Below are 23427 nucleotides of genomic sequence, written 5' to 3'. Positions count from 1 at the left end.
CTTACGCTGCTGCCGCTACGGGCTCAGCCGCAGGGTGCTTACTACTAACAGTTTTATAAACGTTGTAGGCCATAATCAACATACCGGCTACCACGAATACACCACCAATAAAGCGCATCAGGTAGAATGGCATTGAGGCTTCTAAGCTTTGTACAAAGCTATAAGTTAAGGTGCCATCAGTATTTACTGCGCGCCACATCATGCCCTGCATAATACCGCTGATCCACATGGCCACGATATACAGCACGACACCAATAGTGTGTAACCAGAAGTGGGTGTTGATCAGTTTTAAGCTATACATGCCGTTTTTGTTGTAAACCGCCGGGATCAGGTGGTACATAGCACCGATAGAAATCATGGCTACCCAACCTAAAGCACCTGAGTGCACGTGGCCTACGGTCCAGTCAGTGTAGTGTGATAAGGCATTAACTGACTTGATAGCCATCATTGGCCCTTCGAAGGTCGACATGCCATAGAACGACAGCGAAACAATTAAGAAGCGTAAGATAGGATCGGTTTTCAGCTTATGCCAGGCACCAGACAGCGTCATAATACCGTTAATCATACCGCCCCAGCTTGGTACGAACAGAATAACCGACATCACCATACCTAAAGACTGAGTCCAGTCAGGCAGGGCAGTGTAGTGTAAGTGGTGCGGGCCGGCCCAAATGTATAACGCAATCAGTGCCCAAAAGTGCACGATAGATAAACGGTATGAGTAAACCGGACGACCAGATTGTTTAGGAACGAAGTAGTACATCATGCCCAGGAAGCCTGCAGTTAACAGGAAACCTACCGCATTGTGACCGTACCACCATTGCACCATCGCATCTACTGCACCAGCATAAATAGAATACGACTTACCTAAATGCAGTGGAATCACCATGCTGTTTACAATGTGCAGCGCGGCTACCGTGATAATAAAACCACCATAGAACCAGTTAGCAACATAGATATGACTCGTCTTACGCTTAGCCAAGGTACCGAAGAACACAATAGCAAAACTTACCCAGACCACAGTGATTAAAATATCAATGGGCCACTCCAGCTCCGCGTATTCTTTGCTCTGGCTTAAACCCATAGGTAAGGTAATAGCGGCGGCAACAATAACAGCTTGCCAGCCCCAGAAGGTAAACATGGCCAGCTTTTCTGCAAAGAGCCGTACCTGACAGGTACGTTGCACTACGTAATAACAGGTAGCGAACAGAGCGCTGGTACCAAAGGCGAAAATAACGGCGTTGGTATGTAAAGGACGGAGACGGCTGTAGGTCAGCCAAGGAGTATCAAAGTTAAGCGCTGGCCAGTATAACTGGGCTGCAATTAACACACCCACCACCATACCAACAATACCCCATAATACGGTAGTGATGGCAAAGAGGCGGACAACGCTATAGTTGTATTCAACATTTAACGGTTTGGTCTGGCTCATGTTGAGTTCCGCTGCAGTTTTTGCTGGTTACTAAAAATCCACCTAACTTGGTGGCCCTTCTTGTTATAAGTACGCGTTATCGGCAAAACTAGCTTAGTGCCTGATGGCGCCTACTATATTTGGCCCGAATGATACGAGTTTTACCCCATAAAAGATAGGCGAAGCCGCCCATTTTATGATGTAGAACAAAGTCGATGCTTAATTTGTAGACAATTGATAAGTGCGCTGGTCTATTTGGGTTGTTTCAGGATAAACTCGCAGTTTAGTTCCTATTATTATGATGGCTGTTAGATGTGTTTTTATAGTAAGCCGGGCGTGCGAGTAATCTTTTTATCCTTACTGCTATTAACCTTAGCTAGCTGTCAGCCGCCGTTAAAAGATAGCAGCCAAGCCACTTTGCTGCAAACACCCACCTTACATTTGTTGGTAAGCCCGGCACAGATCCCGGTAGAAACGCCGCTGACCATGACAATAGAAACCCGCTCAGCACTGGTAAAGGTGCATGGTGAGCTGCGCGGTGTATCTATGTATATGGGGCGTATTCCTTTACAGTGGCGTCAGGCTGAGGTGACAGCTGAGCGCGAAACGGCAATTTGGACTGCTGAGTTTTTTTTAGGCGCCTGCTCGGATCCGGATATGCAATGGCAACTGGATCTTTGGTTAGACTATGCTGATGGCCGCCGCGAAATGCAAAGCGTGCAATTTAGCTCAAGTTGGCGTTAAACCTGTTTAGGTAAACCGTGGCGCGTGCGCTAGCTTTGCTGTAACGAGATAAACTGTGTTAGGCAAAGTGGCGCTTCGCTGCTTAAGTCTAGGCGGGCGCTTTCAACACAAACAAACTGCTGATAACTGTCCTTGGCCAAATCGGCAATGGTGGCACTGCGCGCCTCGCCCGGGTTCCATACGACAGTGCTGTCAAACCCCTGCTGTGTAATGGCAACTTGGTGTAAGGCACTGTTTAGGGCAAGTTCTGCGGCTGCATGGCTGTAAATGCGGTCAATTTCTTTGTTAAAGCGAAGGTCTGGATCAGCGGTAACCAAGCGGTTTTGCAATACCTTATCACGATAGTGCTCGCCAATACCGTTTACCTGGGTTTGTGCCAGATTGTCGACTTTAAAATAGCTATGTAGGGCGGCTTGTTGCAGTAGCGATTGCTCACAGCTTAAGTTAATGCTCAGGCTAGTTGCTGTTAAGCGAAGGCTTAAAAGAAGTTCGGTGGTTTTTGTCGGCTCCGCTTTATTGGTTGGCGTACTCTTTGCCTGATAGGGAAACTCTTTTACTTGAACGCTTAAACACAGTTCACTGTAATCTGCGGTTACTCTGCTTTGCTGTAATGTCCAGTGGCGGGTGCGCACTAAGCCGTGATTTGGCAAGCTCTGTTGTTGTGGGTTTAGCTTGCTATCGGCAGAGCCAAACCAGGGCCAGCATACCGGTACACCACCGCGAATGGGTTGTTGCTGCTGCCACACCGCTAGTGGTGATAACCATAGCAGTTCCTGGTCAGGTTTAGGTTGATAGGAAAGCACCTGAGCGCCGTAGCTTGATACCACGACTTTGGCCTCACCAAATGACAACAGGTAGCAGGGTAAATCATGCAAGTGGGCAAAGCCTGTTATTGCAGTAACGTTTGACATGGCAAGTTCCTGTTATTTTTTGCAAAACGACCTAAAACGAACACAGCCAGCGAGAGCTGGCTGTTAAAATACTGACTAAGCGGTGTTTGCTACTAAGCACACTTAGTTTAGGGTGCTATTAGAACTTCATCAGCTCAACGGTGTTGTCGAGCATACGGTTACTAAAGCCCCATTCATTATCGTACCAGCTCATCACTTTTACCAAACGGCCCAAGACGCGGGTTTCAGTGGCGTCAAAAATAGACGACATCGGGTTATGGTTAAAGTCTATCGACACTAGCGGCAGATCGTTCACAGCTAATACCTGGTTCATCGGGCTTTGCGCTGCGGCTTTACGAATAATATCGTTTACTTCCTCAGCGGTTGTCTCACGGCCAGCGACAAAAGTTAAATCAACCAGCGATACGTTTAACGTAGGGACCCGTACGGCTAAACCATCAAATTTACCTTTTAGCTCAGGTACCACTAAACCAACGGCAGCTGCAGCACCGGTTTTGGTTGGGATCATCGACATCGCCGCCGCGCGAGCACGACGTAAATCCGTGTGATAAACATCGCTTAAACGTTGATCATTGGTATAGGCGTGAATAGTGGTCATTAAACCTGATTCAATGCCTAAGGCTTCGTATAAGGGTTTAGCAATAGGCGCTAAACAGTTCGTCGTGCAAGAGGCGTTAGAAATAATATTCATCTCTGGCGTAAGAATACTATGGTTAACACCATAAACTACGGTGGCATCAACATCTTTACCTGGCGCAGAGATAATCACTTTTTTGGCGCCGGCAGTTAAATGCGCGCCAGCCGTTTTGCGATCGGTAAATAAGCCAGTACACTCCAACACCACATCTATCTTTAACTCCGCCCAGGGTAATTCAGCCGGGTTGCGTACGCTAAGAGTGCGAATTTCGTCATTGTTTACATAGATGGCTTTGTCATCATTGCTTACATTCGCCGAGAAAATGCCGTGCGCTGTATCATACTTTAACAAATGCGCGTTGATTGAGGCATCACCTAAATCATTAATGGCAACCACTTTAATGTCGTAGTTTTTGCTGCTCTCATAGAGCGCGCGCAGAACATTACGACCGATACGGCCGAAACCGTTAATAGCAACACGAATAGACATAAGAACCCCGCTGTTAAAGTGCTAGACTGTTTGAAAACGTATTCATCAGTTTATTCACTAAGAATATCTGGTATTAAGTATGTAGTAAAATTACATTATTCGGAATAATTTTCAAGCTTCAAAGCGGTTTTGTTGGTATTTTTGTAATTTTATGACATAAATTAGCCATGACATCGGTCGAACAGCCGCTTAGAATAGACCCTATAATAAGCTTATTTTGTTAAGGAACTCCAATGGATGCCGCGCTACTTTCGGAACTTATCGCCTTTAATGGCATTGAAACCCAGTTTAATGATGCCTGGGGTAATGCTACAGAAGTTACCGAGGCTAACCAACTGGCTTTGTTATCGGCTATGGGCTATCCGGTGCACGATGAGGCGGCTACCCGCCAGGAATTACTGGAGCGGCAATTAGATTTTTGGCAACAACTGATTGCGCCGGTCTCGGTGCAGGAGCAGGCTGACAGCTGGCAATTAGATATTCAGGTACCATTAGCGCTGGCGAACATGAGCTTTACCTTAAGCCTGAACACAGAGCAGGGTGGGGATCAAAGCACCGCACTGGCAACAGAGCAGCACTGGCAGCTAGTGCCAGTAGAGGGTGAATTAACCCAGGTCACTGTTTTAGATGGCGAGGAGTATCATCAGTATCAGCATCAGTTCGAAATGGCATTACCCGCCGGTTATCATCAATTAACCTTTACCCTGGCCGATACCGAGCTTAGCGTAACACAACAGCTCATTATTACCCCTGGCCAGTGTTTTCAACCGACGGCATTTAAGCAGCAAAAACAGTGGGGCAGTGCTATTCAACTTTATGCGTTGCGTTCTGCCCGTAACTGGGGCATTGGCGATTTTACCGATTTAAAAATGCTGATTAGCTATTTAGCTAAGCAAGGTGCCGACTTTATTGGTTTAAATCCTATTCATGCGCTTTATCCGGCTATGCCAGACAGCGCCAGCCCCTATAGCCCGTCATCCCGCCGCTGGTTAAACATTATTTATCTGGACGTGACGGCAGTACCTGGCTATTTGCAGTGCAAAGAAGTACAGCAGCAGGTGAATGATGCAAACTTTACCCAGCGGTTGCAAACACAACGTGCGGCTGACTGGGTTGATTATCCGGCAGTAATGGGCTTAAAACTGCCGGTGCTTAAACAGCTTTATCAATGGTTTGTGCAAAATGCTGGTGCTCAACAGCAACAAGATTTTGGCAGCTTTAAACAACAAGGTGGCGAAAGTTTACAGCAATTAGCGCTCTATGATGCGCTACACAGTTTTTTATATCAGCAAGATAGTCAGCACTGGGGCTGGCCAAATTGGCCAGAGCAATATAGGGATATTGATAGCGAGGCGGTGCAGCAGTTTGCCGCAGAAAATAGCAGCGAGCTGGACTTTTATTGTTATTTGCAGTTTTTAGCACAGCAACAATTAGCCGAGGCACAGCAACTGGCGAAAGATAGCGGCATGTTGCTGGGTTTATATCGCGATTTAGCGGTGGGCGTCAGCGAAGCCTCTACAGAGATTTGGGCTAATCCTGAACTGTATTGCCGCGATGCCAGTGTTGGCGCGCCACCCGATCCACTTGGGCCAGCTGGCCAAAACTGGGGCCTGCCACCGATGAAGCCTTATCAGCTGTATCAGCAAGCCTATCAGCCATTAATTGAATTGTTTCGCAGCAATATGCAGCACGCCGGGGCGCTGCGTATTGATCATGTTATGGCGTTATTGCGTTTGTGGTGGGTACCAAAAAGCGCGGCAAATGCAGGTGGTGGTGCCTATGTGTATTACCCCATTATGGATTTACTGGGCATTTTGGCGTTAGAGAGCCAGCGCCAGCAAGCGGTGATTATTGGCGAAGATCTGGGCACAGTGCCAGAGGGGATCCGCGAATTACTGCAGCAGTTTGCAATTTATTCTTACCGGGTATTCTTTTTTGAAACCGCGCCAGATGGCGGCTATATTTCGCCAGCCCATTACCCCGAGCAAGCCATGGCAACTCTAAGTACCCATGACTTGCCAACCCTTATCGGCTTTTGGCACTGCGAAGATTTAAAACTTGGCCAACAATTAGGTTTATATCAGGATGAAGCAGTGTTACAACAGTTGTATCAACAGCGGCATGCCAATAAACAGCGTATTTTAGACTCGCTACATGGCCATAATCGTTTGCCCCAAGATTATCCGCGTAGTGTTGACCAGTTAGCAATGGACCGAACCTTAAATTATGCGATGCAGCAGCATTTAGCCGCTGGATCGCAACAGTTACTTTGCCTACAAATTGAAGACTGGTTAGAAATGACGCAACCGGTTAACGTGCCAGGCACCAGTAATGAGTATCCAAACTGGCGGCGTAAGCTAAGTACAGAATTAGAGCAATGGACCTGTAATGAGGCTATAACAACCTTATTACAAAGCTTAACCCAGCTAAGAACCGCTGGCTAAAGCCACCAGAATTTTAAAAATAGAAGGACAAGGTAATGCATTTTACGTTTTTAGCTGAGGCCCGTTGCGCCAACCCCTTTAATGTATTGGGCTGGCAAGCCAATATCCAGGACGACAAGCCGCAAGGTTTATTACTGCGCTGCTATTTGCCGCATGCCAATGCCGTAGAGGCCTTTGATGCAAAAACCAAAAAAAGCTTAGGGTTAATGCAAGCTGTAGCCGATAGCGAGGGGCTCTTTCAGTTAGTACTGGCAAAAAAGCGTAAAGCATCCGCCTATTATCTCCAGGTATCGCAGGGCAGGCATCAGTATACCTTGTACGATCCTTATCAATTTACCGCAGAAGCTTTTTACGCTGTGCACTTTGTGCAAACACATCCAGAGAATTTATACCGGCAATTAGGGGCGCAACTGGTTACACTGGATTTTGCAGGTAAAAAACTCAATGCCACCCGTTTTGCGGTGTATGCCCCCAATGCCAGTAGCGTTAGTCTGGTAGGGGATATGAATAGCTGGGATGGCCGCTGTCATCCAATGGAGCGTACTCAGTGCGGCCACTGGGTGCTGGTGGTGCCAGAGATAGCCGCTGGGGTCCGTTACAAATTTGAAATTAAAGATCAGCACGGTCATTTACTGCCTCATAAAGCCGATCCCCTGGCGTTTTATGCCGAGCAATACCCGTCGCATGCTTCTTTAGTTTACGATCATAGCCGCTATCAATGGCAAGACAGTGCCTGGCAACAACGGCCACAAACCAATGTCTATCAGCAACCAATGAGTGTTTATGAAGTGCATCCAGGTTCCTGGCGGCGTACCGCAGATAATAAACCATTAAGTTATGCTGAATTGGCCGCTCAGCTTATTCCTTACGTGCTGGATATGGGGTATACCCATATTGAATTAATGCCGGTAATGGAGCATCCGTTTGATGGCTCTTGGGGCTATCAACCGCTTGGCCTGTTTGCGCCAACCTCGCGCTTTGGCAACCCTGATGAGTTTAAAGCCTTTGTTGATGCCTGCCATCAGGCCGGTATTGGTGTGATCCTAGATTGGGTGCCGGCACACTTTCCTGAGGACGGTCATGGTTTGGCCCGTTTTGATGGTAGTCATTTATATGAATATGAAGATCCACGCCGTGGTTGGCATCCGGACTGGAACTCCTGCATTTATGATTTTGGTAAAGACTATGTCAGGCAATTTCTAGTTGCCAGTGCGCTTTATTGGCTAGAACATTTCCATATCGATGGTATTCGGGTAGATGCCGTGGCGTCTATGTTGTACTGGGATTATTCGCGCAATGACGGCGAGTGGGTGCCCAATGTCGATGGCGGTAACCACAATTATGAAGCTATCAGCTTGTTCCAATGGTTAAATCGCGAAGTGTATAGCAAGTTCCCGCATGCCATGACCATCGCTGAAGAATCGACCTCTTTCCCGCAAGTGTCGCGGCCTACCGACAGTGGAGGTTTAGGCTTTGGCTTTAAATGGAATATGGGCTGGATGAATGATAGTTTGCGCTATATCAGTAAAGACCCGGCGTACCGGCAGTATCATCACAGCGATCTCACCTTTTCGATGGTGTATGCCTATAACGAGAACTTTGTGTTACCGCTGTCGCACGATGAAGTGGTGCACGGCAAGGGCAGCTTGCTGCAAAAAATGCCAGGTGACGAATGGCAGCAAGCCGCCAATATGCGGGCGTTTTTAGCCTTTATGTTTGCCCACCCAGGCAAAAAAATGAATTTCATGGGCATCGAGTTTGCACAAGTTGCTGAATGGAATCACACCCAGAGTTTAGACTGGCATCTGCTTAGCTTTGAAAAACATCGTGGTATGCAGCAACTGTTTCGTGACTTAAACCTGACGTACCGGCGTTGTGCTGCGCTGTACCAGCTAGACTACGACACTGAGGGTTTTGGCTGGTTAGATCATGAAGATGCGACCCATAGCACGCTGAGCTTTTATCGTGAAGACAGCAATGGCGAGCGAATTTATGTGGTGTCGAATTTTACACCCGTGCCCAGAACGCGTTTTCATTTAGGCGTTGCAGAGCACACTGAGTATGAGGTGATTTTAAATACCGATAGTGTGCACTATTGGGGCAGCAACTTCCCGGTACAGCAGGGCGTATTGCAAAGCAGTGCGCATCCCTATCAGGGGCAAAAATTCAGCTTAGTCGTGGATTTACCGCCACTGGCTACTTTATATCTTAGAAAGAAACAATAAGGAATAACTATGACTCCGGGCATGGGTTTACTAAAAATGTCTGTTGGTCAGCCGGCGCCGCTGGGAGCCAGCGCACTTGCGCCAAGCAGCTGGAATTTTGCTGTCTATGCGCCAGATGCTGCGGAATTGATACTTTGTTTATATCGGCCGGATACTGAAGAATTGCTGGGTGAAATGCCTTTTATTGGTCGTACTGGTGATATTTGGCATCTGACAGTAAGTGGTATTGACAGCGGCTCGCTGTATGCGCTTAAAGCCAATGGTGCCAATGTACCCGATGCAGGGCTCTGCTTTGATAAAGAACGGGTATTACTAGACCCTTATTGCCGTAAATTAAACCGGCCGCAAATTTGGCAAGAAAGGCAATACATTAACCGCAGCCATTATGCTTTGGCCAAAGGGGTGTTAGAGCAAAACTGCTTTGACTGGCAAAACAGCGTAAAACCGCATACCCCTCGTGAAAAAACGGTGATTTACGAAGCCCATGTAAAAGGGCTTACCATGCAACACCCTAAGGTACCCGAGCATTTACGCGGCACCTATTTGGGCTTATGCCATCCAGCCATTATCAGCCATTTAAAAACGCTGGGTGTTACCACAATACAGTTATTGCCGGTTACAGCCTTTATGGCTGAGCCACGGCTAAGTGGGTTAAAACTGACCAACTACTGGGGCTATAACCCAGTTGGCTTTTTTGCGCCTGAGCCACGCTACCAGTACGAAGATGCCGTAACCGAATTTAAAACCATGGTTCGCACCCTGCATCAACATGGCCTGGAGGTTATTTTAGATGTGGTATTTAATCATACGGCAGAGGCGGGTGAAGACGGACCCGTGATCAGTTTTCGAGGCTTGGCTAACCGCCAGTATTACTTATTTCACAGCCACGGTGAAATGACGGATTACCAAAACTATTGTAATTTTACCGGCTGCGGCAATACCTTAAATGTCTCACACCCGATGATGCAGAAAATGGTATTGGATGCATTGCGGTATTGGTTAACGGAAATGCAGGTAGATGGTTTTCGCTTTGACTTAGCCGTGACCTTGGGGCGCGAGTATAAAAGGTTTAACCCCTATGCAGCGTTTTTTCAAATTATTGCCCAAGATCCGGTGATCTCTAAAGCCAAGCTTATTGCCGAGCCTTGGGATGTTGGGCCTTTTGGTTATCACTTAGGGCAGTTCCCAGCACATTGGTCTGAATTAAACGATAAAAGCCGGGATACTTTCCGCGCGTTCTGGCGTGGCGATCAAGGGGTATTGCCAGAATTTGCCACTCGCTTGTTAGGTTCGCGCGATATTTTTCAAAAACACCACAAGCCCGCCAGTTGCAGTGTAAATTATCTTAGTTATCACGATGGCTTTACCTTGCATGATTTAGTGAGCTATAACCAAAAACACAATTGGTTAAATGGCGAAGAAAACCGCGATGGTCATGGACATAATTTAAGTTGCAATCATGGGGTAGAAGGCCCCAGCTCCGATCCGGCTATTTTAGCCGCCCGTTATCAGCATAAACGTAATTTAGTGGCCACCTTAATGCTAAGCCAGGGCATGATCCATTGGCTCGGCGGCGACGAACTAAGCCAAACCCAGCATGGTAATAACAATGCCTATTGTCAGGATAACCCGATATCCTGGATTAACTGGCAATTAGATGGCCCGGCGCATAAGTTTTTACACTTTGTGCAGCAAATGCTGGCGCTGCGGCAAAAGTTCGCCTGTTTACAGCAGCTAAGTTTACTGGACGACAGTTATCAAAAGCATGGCGATAAGCATCAGGTACATTGGTACCTTACCGACGGCAGGGAGATGACCGAGCAACATTGGCATCAGGCCGATTTAGCCTGCTGCATGCTGGAGATTGAAAATACCAGCCAAGGGCGGTCGTTGTTTTGTGTATTAAATGGATCGGCGAAAAATCAAGCCATTACCTTACCTGCAAAAGTTAGCCAGTTGGTATTTGATACCGCCTTAAATGATGGCCTAACCCCGGCTGAACCCGTAACGCAGCATCATTGGTTGCAAGCGGCGCATAGTTTATCGGTTTGGCAATAAGCGGCTACCTTGCTAAATACCTAATATACTGAGCAGTTGTGCATGTTTTATACGTTCTTAAGTGCGCACAACTGCCTCGGCCTAACGGTTTTTATCTCCCGCTAAAATCTATATCTTAAAACTGTTTGGGTATATAATGCCGAGCATTTTACGACCTCTGCTGTGCCAATTTAGGCAAAAACGTGCATAGCACTCTCTTAACGCTTTAAGGATCGTCAGATGACAGACAACACACCTTTGTGTGATATAGGCTTTATCGGGGCCGGAGTAATGGGCAAAAACCTTATTCTGAACCTGGCGGATAATGGTTATCGGGTAGCGGCTTTTGACCTAGACCACCAGAAACTGCAAACGGTGTTAGCCCAAGACGAAGCCGAGCGCGGTAGCAAAGCCCCCCGGGTTATCGCTTGTAGCTCTTATACCGAATTATTGTCCCGTCTTTCTGCTCCTCATCTTATCGTTCTTTCAATCCCTGCTGGTAAAGCCGTTGATGACGTCTGTCATAAGCTGATTGATGCCGGTATTCAGGCCGATGACATTATTGTCGACACGGGTAACAGCCTGTGGACAGATACCGTGGCGCGGGAAAAAAGCTACGAGGGTAAGTTTATTTTCTTCTCTACTGCCGTATCTGGCGGTGAAGTAGGGGCGCGCTTTGGCCCATCACTGATGCCAAGCGGCGATCCTTATGCCTGGACCCGCATTAAACCCATGTGGCAAGCCATTGCCGCGAAAGTGGATCCGGCAACCGGCAAGCCAATAGAGCGCTTTGAACCGGGTAACCCGGTTACCGAGGGCGAACCTTGTGCGGCTTACATTGGGCCAAGTGGTTCTGGGCACTATGTAAAGATGGTACACAACGGCATTGAATATGCCGATATGCAGCTTATTTGCGAAGTGTATCAGGTAATGCGTGACGTGCTGGGTATGACGGCTGCGGCTATTGCCGAGATTTTTAAGCGCTGGAACGAAGGCCCGTTAAATAGCTACTTAATAGGCATTAGCGCCGAAGTGCTGGCCACTAAAGATAGCGAAACTGGCTTACCGCTGGTTGATGTCATTATGGATAAAGCCGGCCAAAAAGGCACCGGCTTGTGGACTGCGGTGAGCAGCCTGCAACTTGGCAGCCCGGCACCGACTATTGCCGAAGCGGTATATGCCCGTTCTATCTCCGCTTTAAAATCGGAGCGGGTAAAAGCCGCGACAGTGCTGGCTGGCCCGGCACAAAACCTGTATAGCAATGACGAGCAAGCCGAGATTATTCAATCGTTGCACGATGCGTTGTACTGCGCCAAGATCTGCGTGTATGCGCAGGGTTTTCATTTAATGAAAACGGCTGCTGATGAACACGGCTGGCAGTTAAACTTTGCCGAAATTGCCAAGATTTGGCGCGCGGGCTGTATTATTCGTGCGGTATTTTTACAATCTATTACCGAAGCGTATGAGCGCAACGACGAGCTGGAAAACCTGCTGCTCGATCCCTTCTTCTCCAAGCAAATTTCGGTGTATCAGCAAAACTGGCGTAAAGCCGTGGCTAACGCTTCCTTAGCAGGTATTCCGGTGGCGGCCTTAAGTTCAGCCTTAAGTTACTACGATGCCTATCGCACCGCAGTATTGCCGGCCAACTTATTACAAGGCCAACGTGACTTTTTCGGCGCCCATACCTTTGAGCGTACGGACAAAGCCAAAGGCAAAAGCTTCCACGTTGATTGGAGCCACCCAGAGCGGCCAATGGTGAAAATTAAATGAGTACAGTAATAGGTACTCCAGGTACTGCCAGTAGCACCAAGGTTTTATTATTGGGTGCAGGCGAGCTTGGCAAAGAATTATGTATTGAATTAAAGCGTTATGGCTGCGAAGTTATTGCGGTTGATCGTTACCCGAATGCCCCTGCCATGCAGGTGGCCGACAAAGCGGTAGTGATGTCGATGCTGGATAATGCTGCGCTGCGTCAGTTAGTGATTACCGAAAAGCCCGCGCTGATTGTGCCGGAGTTAGAAGCTATCGCTACCTCGGTACTGATTGAGCTGGAAGACGCCGGTTTTAATGTGGTACCCAGCGCCAAAGCGGTAAACCTGACGATGAACCGCGAAGGCATTCGCCGTTTAGCCGCCGAAGAGCTGCAATTAAAAACCTCGCCTTACCAGTTTGCCGGCGATAAAGCCGGCTTTTTAGCGGCGGTGGCCGCAATAGGTTACCCCTGTGTGGTAAAACCGATAATGTCATCTTCAGGTAAAGGGCAAAGTGTACTGCGCGCCGATGCTGATTTAGAAGCCGCTTGGGCCTATGCGCAAGAAGGTGGTCGCGCCGGAAAAGGCCGCGTTATCGTAGAAGGCTTTATCGACTTTGATTACGAAATTACGCTGCTGACGGTAAATTCGGTGTCCGGTATTCAATATTGTGCGCCTATTGGCCATCGCCAGGAAAAAGGCGATTACCGCGAAAGCTGGCAGCCACAAGCCATGTCTGCCAAGGCACAGCAGCAAGCCGAAGCCTATGCCAAAGCTGTAGTGACTGCGCTTGGCGGTAAAGGGCTATTTGGGGTAGAGCTGTTTATTAAAGGCGACGAAGTATGGTTCAGTGAAGTCTCCCCCAGACCACACGACACCGGCATGGTAACCTTAATCTCGCAACAATTAAGCGAATTTGCGCTGCATGCCCGCGCTATTTTAGGCTTACCAATTCCGCAAATTAAACAATACGGCGCCGCCGCTTCCGCGGTATTGCTGGTACCAGGCCACAGCCAAAATATTCAATACGCCGGTTTAGCCGCTGCTTTAGCTAACCCTGACACCGAGTTTAGAATTTTTGGCAAACCCGAAGTACAAGGCGAACGCCGCATGGGCGTAGCCTTAGCGTTGGCCGATACCGTAGAAGATGCTACCGAAAAAGCCTTAGCGGTGGTAGGCAAAATACAGGTAAGCCTTAGCTAACCCCTTCTAAATAATAAGCTAAAAAAGCGCAGTGATTTCTGCGCGTAGAATCCAAAAACGGGGCCTAGCCCCGTTTTTGCTTTTAGCTGTTTATTTACACAGAAGTTGTATTCTCTCCCTTCGCCTCTTGTTAAACGGATGTTTACGTTTTTGTCTTGCCCTGTTACAGATTAATTTTTATAAGATATTGTCTGCAGATAAATTTGTAGTTAATGTAGCAACAAGTGAATTTACAATTACGAAAAAGTCCGTTTTTAAATACGAAAAGTTCCGTCGAATAAGCGTTAGGGCATATGGAGCATCAATGAAAAACTTGATGGAAATATTAATCGAGTTGGAGGAGCATCTTTTCCAGCCTGATGTTCGAAGTTCTTCGAGTGAGCTCACTCAGCTAATCTCTGATGACTTTATTGAAATTGGTGCTTCAGGAGCGCGATTTGGTAAGGCAAATGTATTGGCGCGTTTACCAACTGAGGTTCCGCCTGAAATAACTGCAAGTAATTATGAGCTAAGAATGTTTGGCTTGGACTGCGCACAGTTGTTATACAAAGCTAAGATGTTAAAAGCTGAACAACCATTACCAATTTATTCGCATAGGTGCTCAATCTGGCAGCGGAATAGTAGCGGTCAGTGGCAAATGGTTTATCATCAAGGGACAATATGCGCTCCGTTCTAGGTTTTTGCCCTAATAATCGCCACCAAAACGCCGCTACGCGGCTCGACTCGCAACAATTTGCTCGCGTTTGTGGCGGGCGTTAGCTTGGATTGCCTTATCTACAAAGTGATACTATAGTGTCACTTTAAATGTAGAACAGGGTGAACCTATGAAAGTTGAGCTAGTGACGAATCTAAAACGCCAAGCTACAAAGATTCTGGCAGAGCTGCACTTGTCAAAAGAGCCTGTATTGATTACGGAGCATGGTCAGCCATCGGCATACCTTGTTGATGTGCAAGATTATGAATTCATGCAGCGTCGGCTTGAGCTGCTTGAGGGGCTCTCTCGTGGAGAGCGTGCTGTCCTGGAGGGAAGAACCTATAGCCAAACTGATGCCAGAGAGAAAATGAGTAAATGGCTGAAGTAATCTGGACAGAACCAGCCCTTCAAGAACTGGATGCCATTGCGGAGTATATCGCTTTGGACAATCCTGCTGCTACAAGCGCTCTCGTGATAGCTGTTTTCGATAAGACAGAACGTTTGGAGAATTTCCCCAAATCCGGGCGGATCCCACTCGAACTCCCAGATTCGGTATACAGGGAGGTAGTGGTTCCACCCTGTCGCATTTTTTATCGTGAGGATGAGCAGCGGGTTTTCATCCTCTTTGTCATGCGAGAGGAGCGAGAGCTTCGAACGTTCATGCTTGAAAACAGCTAACAATCCGTGATTCAGGGCCTACGGCCCCTGCGTCGCTCACAAATTCGCGCGCATGCGCGGGGCGTTACGAAATATGGAAGTTAGACTGTGGTAAAAATCATCCTTGGCATCTGGTGTGTTTGTTTATTTGTTGGTGGTGCAATACATATTTTTGATAATGTTTATTTTGGTTTGCTGCCATACAAGTTCGCTCCATTTGGCGCTATTTCTGATGCATGGTCATTACAACTTCAAACATTGTTTTTCGGGTTTTGTTTAGGGTCATCATGTTTGCTGTGGCGTACAGGTATTGTTAAGAATGTTCAGTACGCCTGAAGCATCGCGGCTGTCAGTCGCTGGAGTCGCAATAAATTGCTTGTCTATAGGCGCGGGTTATATTTCAAGGAGGATTAATGAAGCATTTAATTTTAATTTTAATTTTTCTGGTTGTTGGTTGTACTAGTTTAAAAAATACTGATGACAGTGGCCCAAATACTGAAATTTATGTTGGTATCAAAAACGGAAATCTCATTTATCAGGGCAGAATAACTGAGGCTTCAAATAACGCAATTTTCTCATTATTTAACGATGCTGAATTCAAACCGCGTCGTCTTGTTATTTCCACCAATGGCGGTGAGATAGGCGCCGGAATCGATTTAGGGCGTTGGGTCAAGCATAACAAGTTGGATGTTGAAGTGGAGGGAGTTTGTGCCTCATCTTGTGCAAATTACGTATTTCCAGCTGCTAATACAAAATACTTAAGAAAAGACTCGATTCTGATATGGCATGGTAGCGCCTGGCAATCTAATTGGCATGTTGATCAAGAGCAGCGTGAAACTTTCAACACTTACATCAGTTTGATACGTAAAAAGGAAACTGATTTTTACGCAGATATCCGCGTTGATAATCTACTTACAACTTATGGCCAGTCGAAAGCTAATTTCTGGGATTACCTTCTGAACTTTTTTGGTAAAGAAACCGTTGGATATGACTACTCGCTGGCTGATTTGCAGAAATTTGGACTTGCCAATATCGTACTCCTGGATGAAGAGTGGGATTGGAGAAAATATCGGCCTGATAGAGCCAATTTGGTAAAGCGCATTAAGGTTGGTGATGATTACGAGTTTGAGCTTAATAGATTTGAAATATGACAATCAAATTTTATCGTCAGCAAAAAGCACTGGCTACCAGGTCTGGAGCTGCTTAATTAAGTGACATCGTTTTTATTTTCGACATTGCTGCGGGTTTGTTTTAAGTAGCGTGCCGCTACGCCGTATGAATTGCCAAGAAGTTCGGTAGTCTCAAATCGCTATTGTTGCAGAAGAACATGTGTTGGGCTTGGTTGAAAAAACGCTGAGATGGGGTGAACCTAGTTATCTGCTGAAGGGCGGAAGCACCATTCGCATAGACTGGAAGCCAAACGATCCAAAATTTATAAAAGTGTATTTTCACTGCCAGAATAGCTTGATCGAAACCTTCAAGGAAATTTATCAGGGTGAGTTGGCGTATGAGGGAAGAAGAGCCATTGTTATTCCCTTAGATGCTTTTGAAATCGGACTGCTTAGTCATTGCCTACTGTTGGTATTAACGTATCATCGTGTAAAGCATTTACCATTACTCGGCGCTTGAGCTGGTGATAACACCGAACAAGCGGTGTCTACGACGTCTTCGACGCTCACAAGTTCGCGCACATGCGCATGGTAAAGACGCGCTTAATCCAGGTATAGTTACCTTGAGCGAGCTGCTACTCTGCCTTTCGGACTAAATTTTGGCGTTAGAAATTAAAGAGTAAATATTGGGGTCATCGGTTTCGTCAGGACTAATAAGTGGATTTATTGCAGTTATTATTGGGTAATTTTCAGCAACGCAGGCAAAAGAAAAACAACTAATGGAGAGCTTAAACACGGCTTACTTGTTCTAATAGCCACACTAAAAGAACGAGGGCTATGACCTCTAACTAAGAGTGATTTGTCCTAAGCTATGAATATCATAATTGAGATGGGTATCGCTGAAGATAAGCGGTAGTCTTTCTTGAATAACAAAAGTGCGAACCCTTGCGTTAAGACAAGTTTCATTAAATTCACATTTATTTTATTTTTGATGTTATTTTGTTTTGACTGGGCTATATTAAAATGCACAATGAATGTACACTTGGTAAAACAGTAGGAGATTTTACTATGGCTAAACGAGCTGCTTTTTTTTCGTCAACGTTAATATCATCCCTATTAACGTCAACCTTATTAGTATCAGCAACGTTGCTTTTGACTGGTTGTGCTTTATCAAAACAGCCCGTTTTTAATACTACTATTACCGGTGACGTTAAAGTACCTTTAACCCGTGATAAAGTCTCTATTTATAGTGTTGCGCCTGTTTCTTACGCAGAGATTGCCAAAATTTCTGCATCTAGCGTTCCCTCTTTGGTGATGAATGACCCGCGTAGAATGGACGAAGTGGTTAAATTATTGCAAATAGAAGCGGCAAAGCTTGGCGCAAATGCCATTGTGTTTAGTAATTTAAACAATGAAACAATTGAAAATGAACACTACACTTTTGATGGTACGCAAGGTGGCCGTATTAAAGAAATTCGTCATATTGTGCATGTACAAGCATTAGCGGTTTATGTTGACGCGAAATAATGCATGATGACACGCGAACCCCTCCTATTGGTATACGACGGCGAATGCCCGGCCTGCCGGGCATACTGTCAGATACTGACTGTTCAGAGGACTGTTGGCGATTTACAATTAATCGATGCGAGGGAAAGCAGTGAAGTAATGCAAGAAATTACGTCGAAAGGTTTGGATATTGACCAAGGCATGGTACTGAAAATGGGACGGCAGCTTTATTACGGTGCTGATGCAGTTCATGCGTTGGCGTTAATCAGCAGTCGTTCCGGCGTAATTAATCGCTTAAATTACCAGATATTTAAGTCAAAGAACGTCTCTGTGCTGCTCTATCCTATTTTAAGAGCTATTCGTATTTTGTTACTTAAAGTGTTGCGTAAAACAAAGATTAATAATCTAAATATTAAGGACAACACGAAGTTTTAGTGTTGAAGAATAGCATTAACCAAAGCGGCGTTTATCCTTGAGTTTAGTATGGGCGGGAAGCATGCAGGTTATGTTGAGCTCTGCCAGGAGCGTAAAACTGCCTCGTAAGCAAGCTTTTTATGGAAACATGGGACCGGCTAATCAGTGATTTATGCAAGCTAAGAAAGCTAGTGTTAGCTGAGTCCTACGTACTGTTATGCTTTGCGGCTATTTTTAATGTGAATTGCTCCCTTGCTTTGGCGCCGCCAAAATAACATGGCTAGCCCTATAACAGTAAAAATCCCCAGGCTGCCGCCATAGCTTTCTACCACAACAATGGCAGGTCTGTCGCGTTGATAATCTTCCAGCGGTAAGTCTGCCAGTATGAGCTCGTCGTAGCCGGATATTTCTGCCAGTAGCCAGCCACTGTTGGCATCATACAAACGAATAATAAGATCATAGTAGCCAGTAACGAAGCTGTCCTCTAGGGTGGTGTCGATAGCCAGCCAGTCGCTGCTGCTATGGCGATACAAACTGAAGATGGAGCTAATGTAAAACAGTTGCTCTGGCCTGCCTGGGCGCTGCAAGCTAAACTCGGCCCAAACCGCCTGGCTGGAACGATTGGTGTTAGCATCAAATTTCAAATAAAGCTGATGATAAAAACCATTGTTATTGTTATCGCCACTTAATTCCAACTGCAGGCTTTGAAACCAAACATCGGTACTATAACTTTGAGCGGTAACCAGCGTGGCAGCGCTTTCCATCTGGCTTGTGCCTTCGGTACCACGTTGTTCTTGCGTAGTAATAACAGCTTGTTCAGCACTTACACTAAAGATAGAAAATAACAGCAGGGAGCGAAGTAGTAATTTCATGATGATACCTTGTTTCAACAGGTGAATAACACTAGATATAGTGAGCAAGGCGTGAATGTATGCTGAATCACAGGGCGCAGCGAGTATTTGTTTAAGCACTGCCGTTTTGGTTTTACCAGCTTGGTTGTTACATTAGCATATGAATTGTGATAAGTTTCAACGAGTACTGATTGCTGTAGCATGTAACTTAAGCAAATCAGATATGAACTTTATCTATTTTTAGGTGCGGAACATGGTGCTAATGTTGCAGTTTTGCACAAAGTGTTGGCAGTATTGCGTTGTGAGCCTGTTATTGCTGCTTTTGCTGACACCGTTGAGCGGTGCGGCTCAGCAGCAATTTGTTGGGCAATGGTACAAAGTTAATCCCGATTGGCATTTCCCTGAGCCACCGACAAATGCAATACCGGCACCATCATTAACCGGCGGGCATTTTGTTTATCACGCCGTATTTGAGATCAGGCACCCTGGTGAAACCATAGTTATTGATTTTAAAAATGCCAGTGCGTTAGGTTACTTCCATCATTACCTTGCCGATATGGCCGGCAATCTGTTGCTAACAGCAGAAGGAGGGATTGAATCAACCTCGAAAAATGCCTTTTTTATGCGCCATGGCCGTGAGTTTCAGTTACCACCGGGCCAGTATCAGTTAACTACGGAATTAGTATCACCGTATTTTATTGCGCAACCTGAGCCCTACTGGGACACACTTAGCCATTACCGCCAAGCGATAAAATGGGGGAATGTTCTTACTTTAGTGAGTATGGGGGTGTTGTTAAGTTTAGCCGTGTATTACGGTATTTTAGCTTTTCTTAGAAAACGCCTTACTGAAATTACCTACACTTTTTTTATTCTGATGAATCTGCTTTACAATGGTACAGCGCTGCTAGTTACCCCTGATCTTTTTAATATTCATTGGTTTTACTTTGTTGGCGGACCAATTTTACTCAGTAACTGCGCCTATGTGTTATTTGCGAAACATCTATTGCAGATCACTGCCAGTTCACACCCCAGGTTAAATAACCTGGCCAAGCTGTGTTTGCTGATACTGATGTTGCTGTTTGTAGTGGCACTTTTTCAGCATAATTTAGTGATCGAGTGTGCCAGGTATGGCGTCGGATTGATGATGCTTTACGCTCTGATAGCAGCCTTGGTGCGCGCCTTTGAAGGTTATAAAATAGCGTATTTCTATCTGGTTGCTATTGTTGCTTTTTTTGTCATAGGTTCCTTTGCTATTTCCAGCAAAGATTTAGACGGGATTTACACCGTCTATGTTGAGCATATTGGGCTCTTAGCGGTAACGGTAGAGGTGCTGCTTATCGGCCTGGTCTTGGGGTATCAATTTGCCGAGGTCTATCGCGAAAAAGAGGCTAGCCTGGCGCTGTTAAAGCAAAGCTTACAAATCGCACATCATGATGCCTTAACCGGTTTACCTAATCGTTATGCCTTGGAACTTGAATTGCAAAAGTTGTCAGCAAGCGGCAGCTTGACCATGTTAGATATGGATAATCTGAAACTTTATAATGATACTTATGGACACCATAAGGGTGACGAGTTGTTAAAGATGTTTGCCAGGACATTAGCGGCAAAGCTTGGTTCCCTGGGAATATTACATCGGATTGGCGGTGATGAATTTGCTATTGTTTGCGATGGCGATGGTCGGTTAGACAGTCTTAGCCCCCTCATCTCTGAGGCGATAGATACATTACAAAAAAGCGGTTTTGAAAAGGCTGGTGTCAGTTATGGCTCTGCCTGTAAAAGTGAAGTCGTTACACTGAGTGAGTTGAGAATTTTGGCGGACGAGCGCATGTATCAGCATAAACGTAGGAATGGCAGCTAAAGAGTGCATGGCTTTTTTTCATAACACAATGGATAAAGTAAAAAAGGCCAATAACAGGCCTTTTTTAATAAAACAACAGTGTTGGTTAAAGCTTAGAAATTTAAGCTTACGGTAAAGCTCGCTGTGCGGCCAGCACCAATCAGGTAGGCACCTTCGCTACCACCAGTAATGTAGTTTTTATCGGTCAGGTTGTTGATGACAAAAGCTAAATCTAAACCGCTAAAGAAGCTACTGTTATCCAGCGACTTTTCATAACCCAGGTAAGCATTTAACAGGGTATGAGTAGGCAACTCGTCGCGGTTCCATGCTTCAGTGCCATCGCTGTTAAAAGTATGCTTGGCAGCGCCGAAGTAGCTAGCGACGTACTTGCCACTTAACCCAACCCGATAATTGCCGTTATGGTAATTTAAGCCAAGAGAAAGCATTTTCTCTGGGATCCCAGCCAGTTTATCACCCTTGCGGTAATCTTTAACCAGGGCCGGCTGACCGGCAGGTGTGGTTTTACTGGTAAGCACATCTTGTGAATATTCCGCACGGTTTAGCGTAATGGCACCGGTTAGGTTGAGGTTTTGCTGTAAACGCCAGTCAAAACTGGTTTCAAAACCACTGGCTTTTACCCCGCCAACGTTATCAAAGTTACCATCACCGGCCGCCAGATAGTTAGGCGTGCCATCGGCAGAGGTGGCGTAGCGCAGTAATACTACCCGATCGTTAAATTTCACATTATAGATTGCACTTGAAAAGCTAAACTGCTCACCAAAATAGCGGATCCCTAAATCCATATTGGTTGCTGTTTCCGGGCTAAGATTAGCTAACTCTGAGGTCTTTTTGTTTTCTAAGATACTGTCGGAGATGGCTTTAAAGTTTTTCGAGTAACCGGCGAACAGCTCCACCTTGCTGTTTAGGGTGTAAACAACACCGGCACTGGGTAACCAGTCAGAGTCACTTTTCAGGGTGTCTTTGCCTTTGCCATTTAAGTTGTCGGTGCGGCTAAGCTCTACTAGGTATTTTTGCACACCCAGCGTTAACTGCACATCGCCCAAGGTGATTTGATCTTGCAGATAAAACTTAGTGACATCGTGCTTATAGTCGTCATCAAATTGCACCCAATACGGCTGCTCGTTAAACTGATAAGAGACGCGTGGATCTATCACATCATGCCAGTCACGGGTTTGGTTACGTTCTTGTGATTCTAACCAAACACCGCTGCGTAACCGGTGATCGCCCAGCTCCCAGCTTAAATTGGCAGTAGTACCAAAGCGGGTTTTATCGTAGTGGGTGTGGCGATATGAAGACACTAGACTAGCACCTGCCTGGTCGTTATTACCATCTAAGATTGGCGTGCCGTTGTCGGTAACATGAGTATAATTTACGCGTTTAGTACCATTACCGCGGTTAATACGGTTACCATTGGCATCGGTGGCATAAACCTGAAAAGGTGGCAACCAATCACCGCGACCATTTTGTAAATGCAGATAGGGAGTAACATTCAGCTCAAGGTTGTCTGAAAGATACCATTCTGTTTTAACATAAACTAAGGTGTTTTCCCGCAGCGTTGACCAGGCTTCGGCAAAGTTCTGATCAATTTGTGGATCACCGGTCCAGTTTGTAGTTAAGCCATCCCAGCGTGGCGTGCGCTTAAAGTGAGCCAGCGATACCGGTTGGTAGTTGTCTTCATGGGCGTCGTCATAAGACACTCTGGCAGTAATACGACCTTGCTCTAATTCGGTAACACTTTTAAATTCAACATGCAGGCGGTCGCTGTTGCCGTTACTGCCAGTGCCCATCCAACGATTATTAAAGCTATCGGAGATGCTAAAGTACGCGGTGGTATTCCCTAAAATTTCACCGGTATCATAGCGTGCATAGTAGCGGCGGGCGTTATGGCTGCCGCTGGTGTAGGCAAAGCGGGCGCCAGCTGCCATTTCTGGGTTAGCAGAGACAAAGTTAATGGTCCCCCCCAGCGCATCTAGCGAAGCTGAAGCAATGTCGGCACTGCCTTGGCCAACTTCGACCAAGCGGGTATTTTCGGTATCCAGGTAGCGGTTAGCTTTGCTACCACCGGCATAGGCTGAACCGCCATTTGGTACGCCATCAATAGTAATACCTAATTGCTGATCGGCGCGATCAATCACAAAGCCCCGCATGCTGATGGTGGTGGTGTAATCGTCACCGCCAAAGGCATCGCCCTGACCCACGTTGATACCTGGCAGGTTATCAATCAAATCCATTACGTTACCAATAGGTGCCTTGGCAAGCTTGGCACTCTCGTCGGTGGTGTTGTTGGCATAACTAACACGCTTACCTAATACTGAAATGACTTCGACGTCTTTTTCTGCGGCCGCGTCGGTAAGCGTATCAGCATGGGTCTGCATGCTGATAGCACTAAGTACAGCTAAGGTAAGTAAGTTGGTTTTAAAAGTTTGCACAGAGTTCTCCACTAGCGTTTGTGATTTTAGTTATCCTAATCATGCTGGTACGGCCAGTAT

General features: G+C 46.2%; 19 protein-coding genes. 14 read left to right on the top strand and 5 right to left on the bottom strand.

The features are described 5' to 3' along the window. Nucleotide 1 precedes the first annotated feature (1 nt). A complete protein-coding gene (gene ccoN / locus IE163_RS11715; RefSeq protein WP_189433157.1) occupies nt 2-1429 on the bottom strand; it encodes a cytochrome-c oxidase, cbb3-type subunit I in 1428 nt (475 codons plus the stop codon). Nucleotides 1430-1720: 291 nt separating this feature from the next. On the opposite strand from ccoN, the gene IE163_RS11710 reads away from it, so the two are divergent. After that, complete coding sequence (locus tag IE163_RS11710) at nt 1721-2152, top strand: hypothetical protein (RefSeq protein ID WP_229833545.1); 432 nt, start codon at nt 1721-1723, stop codon at nt 2150-2152. A gap of 29 nt (nt 2153-2181) precedes the next feature. Here the strand turns inward: IE163_RS11710 and IE163_RS11705 are convergent, their stop codons facing one another. Further along, nucleotides 2182-3063 (bottom strand): D-hexose-6-phosphate mutarotase, encoded by an 882-nt coding sequence (locus tag IE163_RS11705; protein WP_189433155.1) that lies wholly within the window; start codon nt 3061-3063, stop codon nt 2182-2184. 118 nt (nt 3064-3181) lie between these two features. Continuing rightward, a complete protein-coding gene (gene gap, locus IE163_RS11700; RefSeq protein WP_189433154.1) occupies nt 3182-4189 on the bottom strand; it encodes a type I glyceraldehyde-3-phosphate dehydrogenase in 1008 nt (335 codons plus the stop codon). Nucleotides 4190-4422: 233 nt separating this feature from the next. Here gap and malQ point away from each other — a divergent pair, with 233 nt between their 5' ends. From malQ to IE163_RS11640, 12 genes are all read left to right on the top strand, one after another. Next, nucleotides 4423-6633 (top strand): 4-alpha-glucanotransferase, encoded by a 2211-nt coding sequence (malQ, locus tag IE163_RS11695; protein WP_189433153.1) that lies wholly within the window; start codon nt 4423-4425, stop codon nt 6631-6633. A gap of 35 nt (nt 6634-6668) precedes the next feature. Then, nucleotides 6669-8858 (top strand): 1,4-alpha-glucan branching protein GlgB, encoded by a 2190-nt coding sequence (gene glgB, locus IE163_RS11690; RefSeq protein WP_189433152.1) that lies wholly within the window; start codon nt 6669-6671, stop codon nt 8856-8858. Nucleotides 8859-8867: 9 nt separating this feature from the next. Then, nucleotides 8868-10916, top strand: a complete 2049-nt coding sequence (glgX, locus tag IE163_RS11685; RefSeq protein WP_189433151.1) for a glycogen debranching protein GlgX — start codon at nt 8868-8870, stop codon at nt 10914-10916. Nucleotides 10917-11135: 219 nt separating this feature from the next. Then, nucleotides 11136-12665 (top strand): NADP-dependent phosphogluconate dehydrogenase, encoded by a 1530-nt coding sequence (gene gnd, locus IE163_RS11680; RefSeq protein ID WP_189433150.1) that lies wholly within the window; start codon nt 11136-11138, stop codon nt 12663-12665. Further along, the gene (gene purT / locus IE163_RS11675) at nt 12662-13849 is read left to right on the top strand and encodes a formate-dependent phosphoribosylglycinamide formyltransferase (RefSeq protein ID WP_189433149.1); all 1188 of its coding nucleotides are present in this window, start codon (nt 12662-12664) and stop codon (nt 13847-13849) included. Before gnd ends, purT begins: the two co-directional genes overlap by 4 nt. Before the next feature lie 304 nt (nt 13850-14153). After that, nucleotides 14154-14525: a nuclear transport factor 2 family protein gene (locus IE163_RS11670; RefSeq protein ID WP_189433148.1), complete on the top strand. Its 372-nt coding sequence runs from the start codon at nt 14154-14156 to the stop codon at nt 14523-14525. Between the two features lie 148 nt (nt 14526-14673). Beyond that, a complete protein-coding gene (locus IE163_RS11665) occupies nt 14674-14931 on the top strand; it encodes a type II toxin-antitoxin system Phd/YefM family antitoxin (RefSeq protein WP_189433147.1) in 258 nt (85 codons plus the stop codon). Next, the gene (locus tag IE163_RS11660) at nt 14919-15221 is read left to right on the top strand and encodes a type II toxin-antitoxin system RelE/ParE family toxin (RefSeq protein ID WP_189433146.1); all 303 of its coding nucleotides are present in this window, start codon (nt 14919-14921) and stop codon (nt 15219-15221) included. Before IE163_RS11665 ends, IE163_RS11660 begins: the two co-directional genes overlap by 13 nt. A 392-nt stretch (nt 15222-15613) precedes the next feature. Then, nucleotides 15614-16351, top strand: coding sequence for a hypothetical protein (locus tag IE163_RS11655; RefSeq protein WP_189433145.1), 738 nt, complete (start codon nt 15614-15616; stop codon nt 16349-16351). Nucleotides 16352-16529: 178 nt separating this feature from the next. Then, nucleotides 16530-16829: a DUF1801 domain-containing protein gene (locus tag IE163_RS11650; protein WP_229833544.1), complete on the top strand. Its 300-nt coding sequence runs from the start codon at nt 16530-16532 to the stop codon at nt 16827-16829. A gap of 548 nt (nt 16830-17377) precedes the next feature. Further along, nucleotides 17378-17836 carry a hypothetical protein gene (locus IE163_RS11645; RefSeq protein WP_189433144.1) on the top strand — a complete coding sequence of 153 codons (459 nt, stop codon included), beginning with the start codon at nt 17378-17380 and terminating at the stop codon, nt 17834-17836. Nucleotides 17837-17839: 3 nt separating this feature from the next. After that, nucleotides 17840-18250 carry a DCC1-like thiol-disulfide oxidoreductase family protein gene (locus IE163_RS11640; protein ID WP_229833543.1) on the top strand — a complete coding sequence of 137 codons (411 nt, stop codon included), beginning with the start codon at nt 17840-17842 and terminating at the stop codon, nt 18248-18250. Nucleotides 18251-18444: 194 nt separating this feature from the next. Here the strand turns inward: IE163_RS11640 and IE163_RS11635 are convergent, their stop codons facing one another. Then, nucleotides 18445-19101, bottom strand: coding sequence for a choice-of-anchor H family protein (locus IE163_RS11635; protein ID WP_189433143.1), 657 nt, complete (start codon nt 19099-19101; stop codon nt 18445-18447). A 280-nt stretch (nt 19102-19381) separates the two neighbouring features. Here IE163_RS11635 and IE163_RS11630 point away from each other — a divergent pair, with 280 nt between their 5' ends. Then, nucleotides 19382-20938 carry a sensor domain-containing diguanylate cyclase gene (locus IE163_RS11630; protein ID WP_189433142.1) on the top strand — a complete coding sequence of 519 codons (1557 nt, stop codon included), beginning with the start codon at nt 19382-19384 and terminating at the stop codon, nt 20936-20938. 92 nt (nt 20939-21030) lie between these two features. Here IE163_RS11630 and IE163_RS11625 read toward each other — a convergent pair whose 3' ends face one another. Next, complete coding sequence (locus tag IE163_RS11625; protein ID WP_189433141.1) at nt 21031-23367, bottom strand: TonB-dependent receptor; 2337 nt, start codon at nt 23365-23367, stop codon at nt 21031-21033. Between the last annotated feature and the right edge of the window lie 60 nt (nt 23368-23427).

Source organism: Alishewanella longhuensis, from assembly GCF_014653435.1.
Lineage (GTDB): Bacteria > Pseudomonadota > Gammaproteobacteria > Enterobacterales > Alteromonadaceae > Alishewanella > Alishewanella longhuensis.
This window is presented reverse-complemented; position numbering and strand designations above follow the sequence as displayed.

Coding starts and splice junctions, on each gene's coding strand:
- IE163_RS11705 (WP_189433155.1), bottom strand. CDS start 3,063: ATGTCAAACGTTACTGCAATAACAGGCTTTGCCCACTTGCATGATTTA.
- ccoN (WP_189433157.1), bottom strand. CDS start 1,429: ATGAGCCAGACCAAACCGTTAAATGTTGAATACAACTATAGCGTTGTC.
- IE163_RS11665 (WP_189433147.1), top strand. CDS start 14,674: ATGAAAGTTGAGCTAGTGACGAATCTAAAACGCCAAGCTACAAAGATT.
- IE163_RS11710 (WP_229833545.1), top strand. CDS start 1,721: ATGTGTTTTTATAGTAAGCCGGGCGTGCGAGTAATCTTTTTATCCTTA.
- IE163_RS11635 (WP_189433143.1), bottom strand. CDS start 19,101: ATGAAATTACTACTTCGCTCCCTGCTGTTATTTTCTATCTTTAGTGTA.
- glgB (WP_189433152.1), top strand. CDS start 6,669: ATGCATTTTACGTTTTTAGCTGAGGCCCGTTGCGCCAACCCCTTTAAT.
- gnd (WP_189433150.1), top strand. CDS start 11,136: ATGACAGACAACACACCTTTGTGTGATATAGGCTTTATCGGGGCCGGA.
- glgX (WP_189433151.1), top strand. CDS start 8,868: ATGACTCCGGGCATGGGTTTACTAAAAATGTCTGTTGGTCAGCCGGCG.
- IE163_RS11640 (WP_229833543.1), top strand. CDS start 17,840: ATGATGACACGCGAACCCCTCCTATTGGTATACGACGGCGAATGCCCG.
- malQ (WP_189433153.1), top strand. CDS start 4,423: ATGGATGCCGCGCTACTTTCGGAACTTATCGCCTTTAATGGCATTGAA.
- IE163_RS11670 (WP_189433148.1), top strand. CDS start 14,154: ATGAAAAACTTGATGGAAATATTAATCGAGTTGGAGGAGCATCTTTTC.
- IE163_RS11660 (WP_189433146.1), top strand. CDS start 14,919: ATGGCTGAAGTAATCTGGACAGAACCAGCCCTTCAAGAACTGGATGCC.
- gap (WP_189433154.1), bottom strand. CDS start 4,189: ATGTCTATTCGTGTTGCTATTAACGGTTTCGGCCGTATCGGTCGTAAT.
- IE163_RS11645 (WP_189433144.1), top strand. CDS start 17,378: ATGGCTAAACGAGCTGCTTTTTTTTCGTCAACGTTAATATCATCCCTA.
- IE163_RS11655 (WP_189433145.1), top strand. CDS start 15,614: ATGAAGCATTTAATTTTAATTTTAATTTTTCTGGTTGTTGGTTGTACT.
- purT (WP_189433149.1), top strand. CDS start 12,662: ATGAGTACAGTAATAGGTACTCCAGGTACTGCCAGTAGCACCAAGGTT.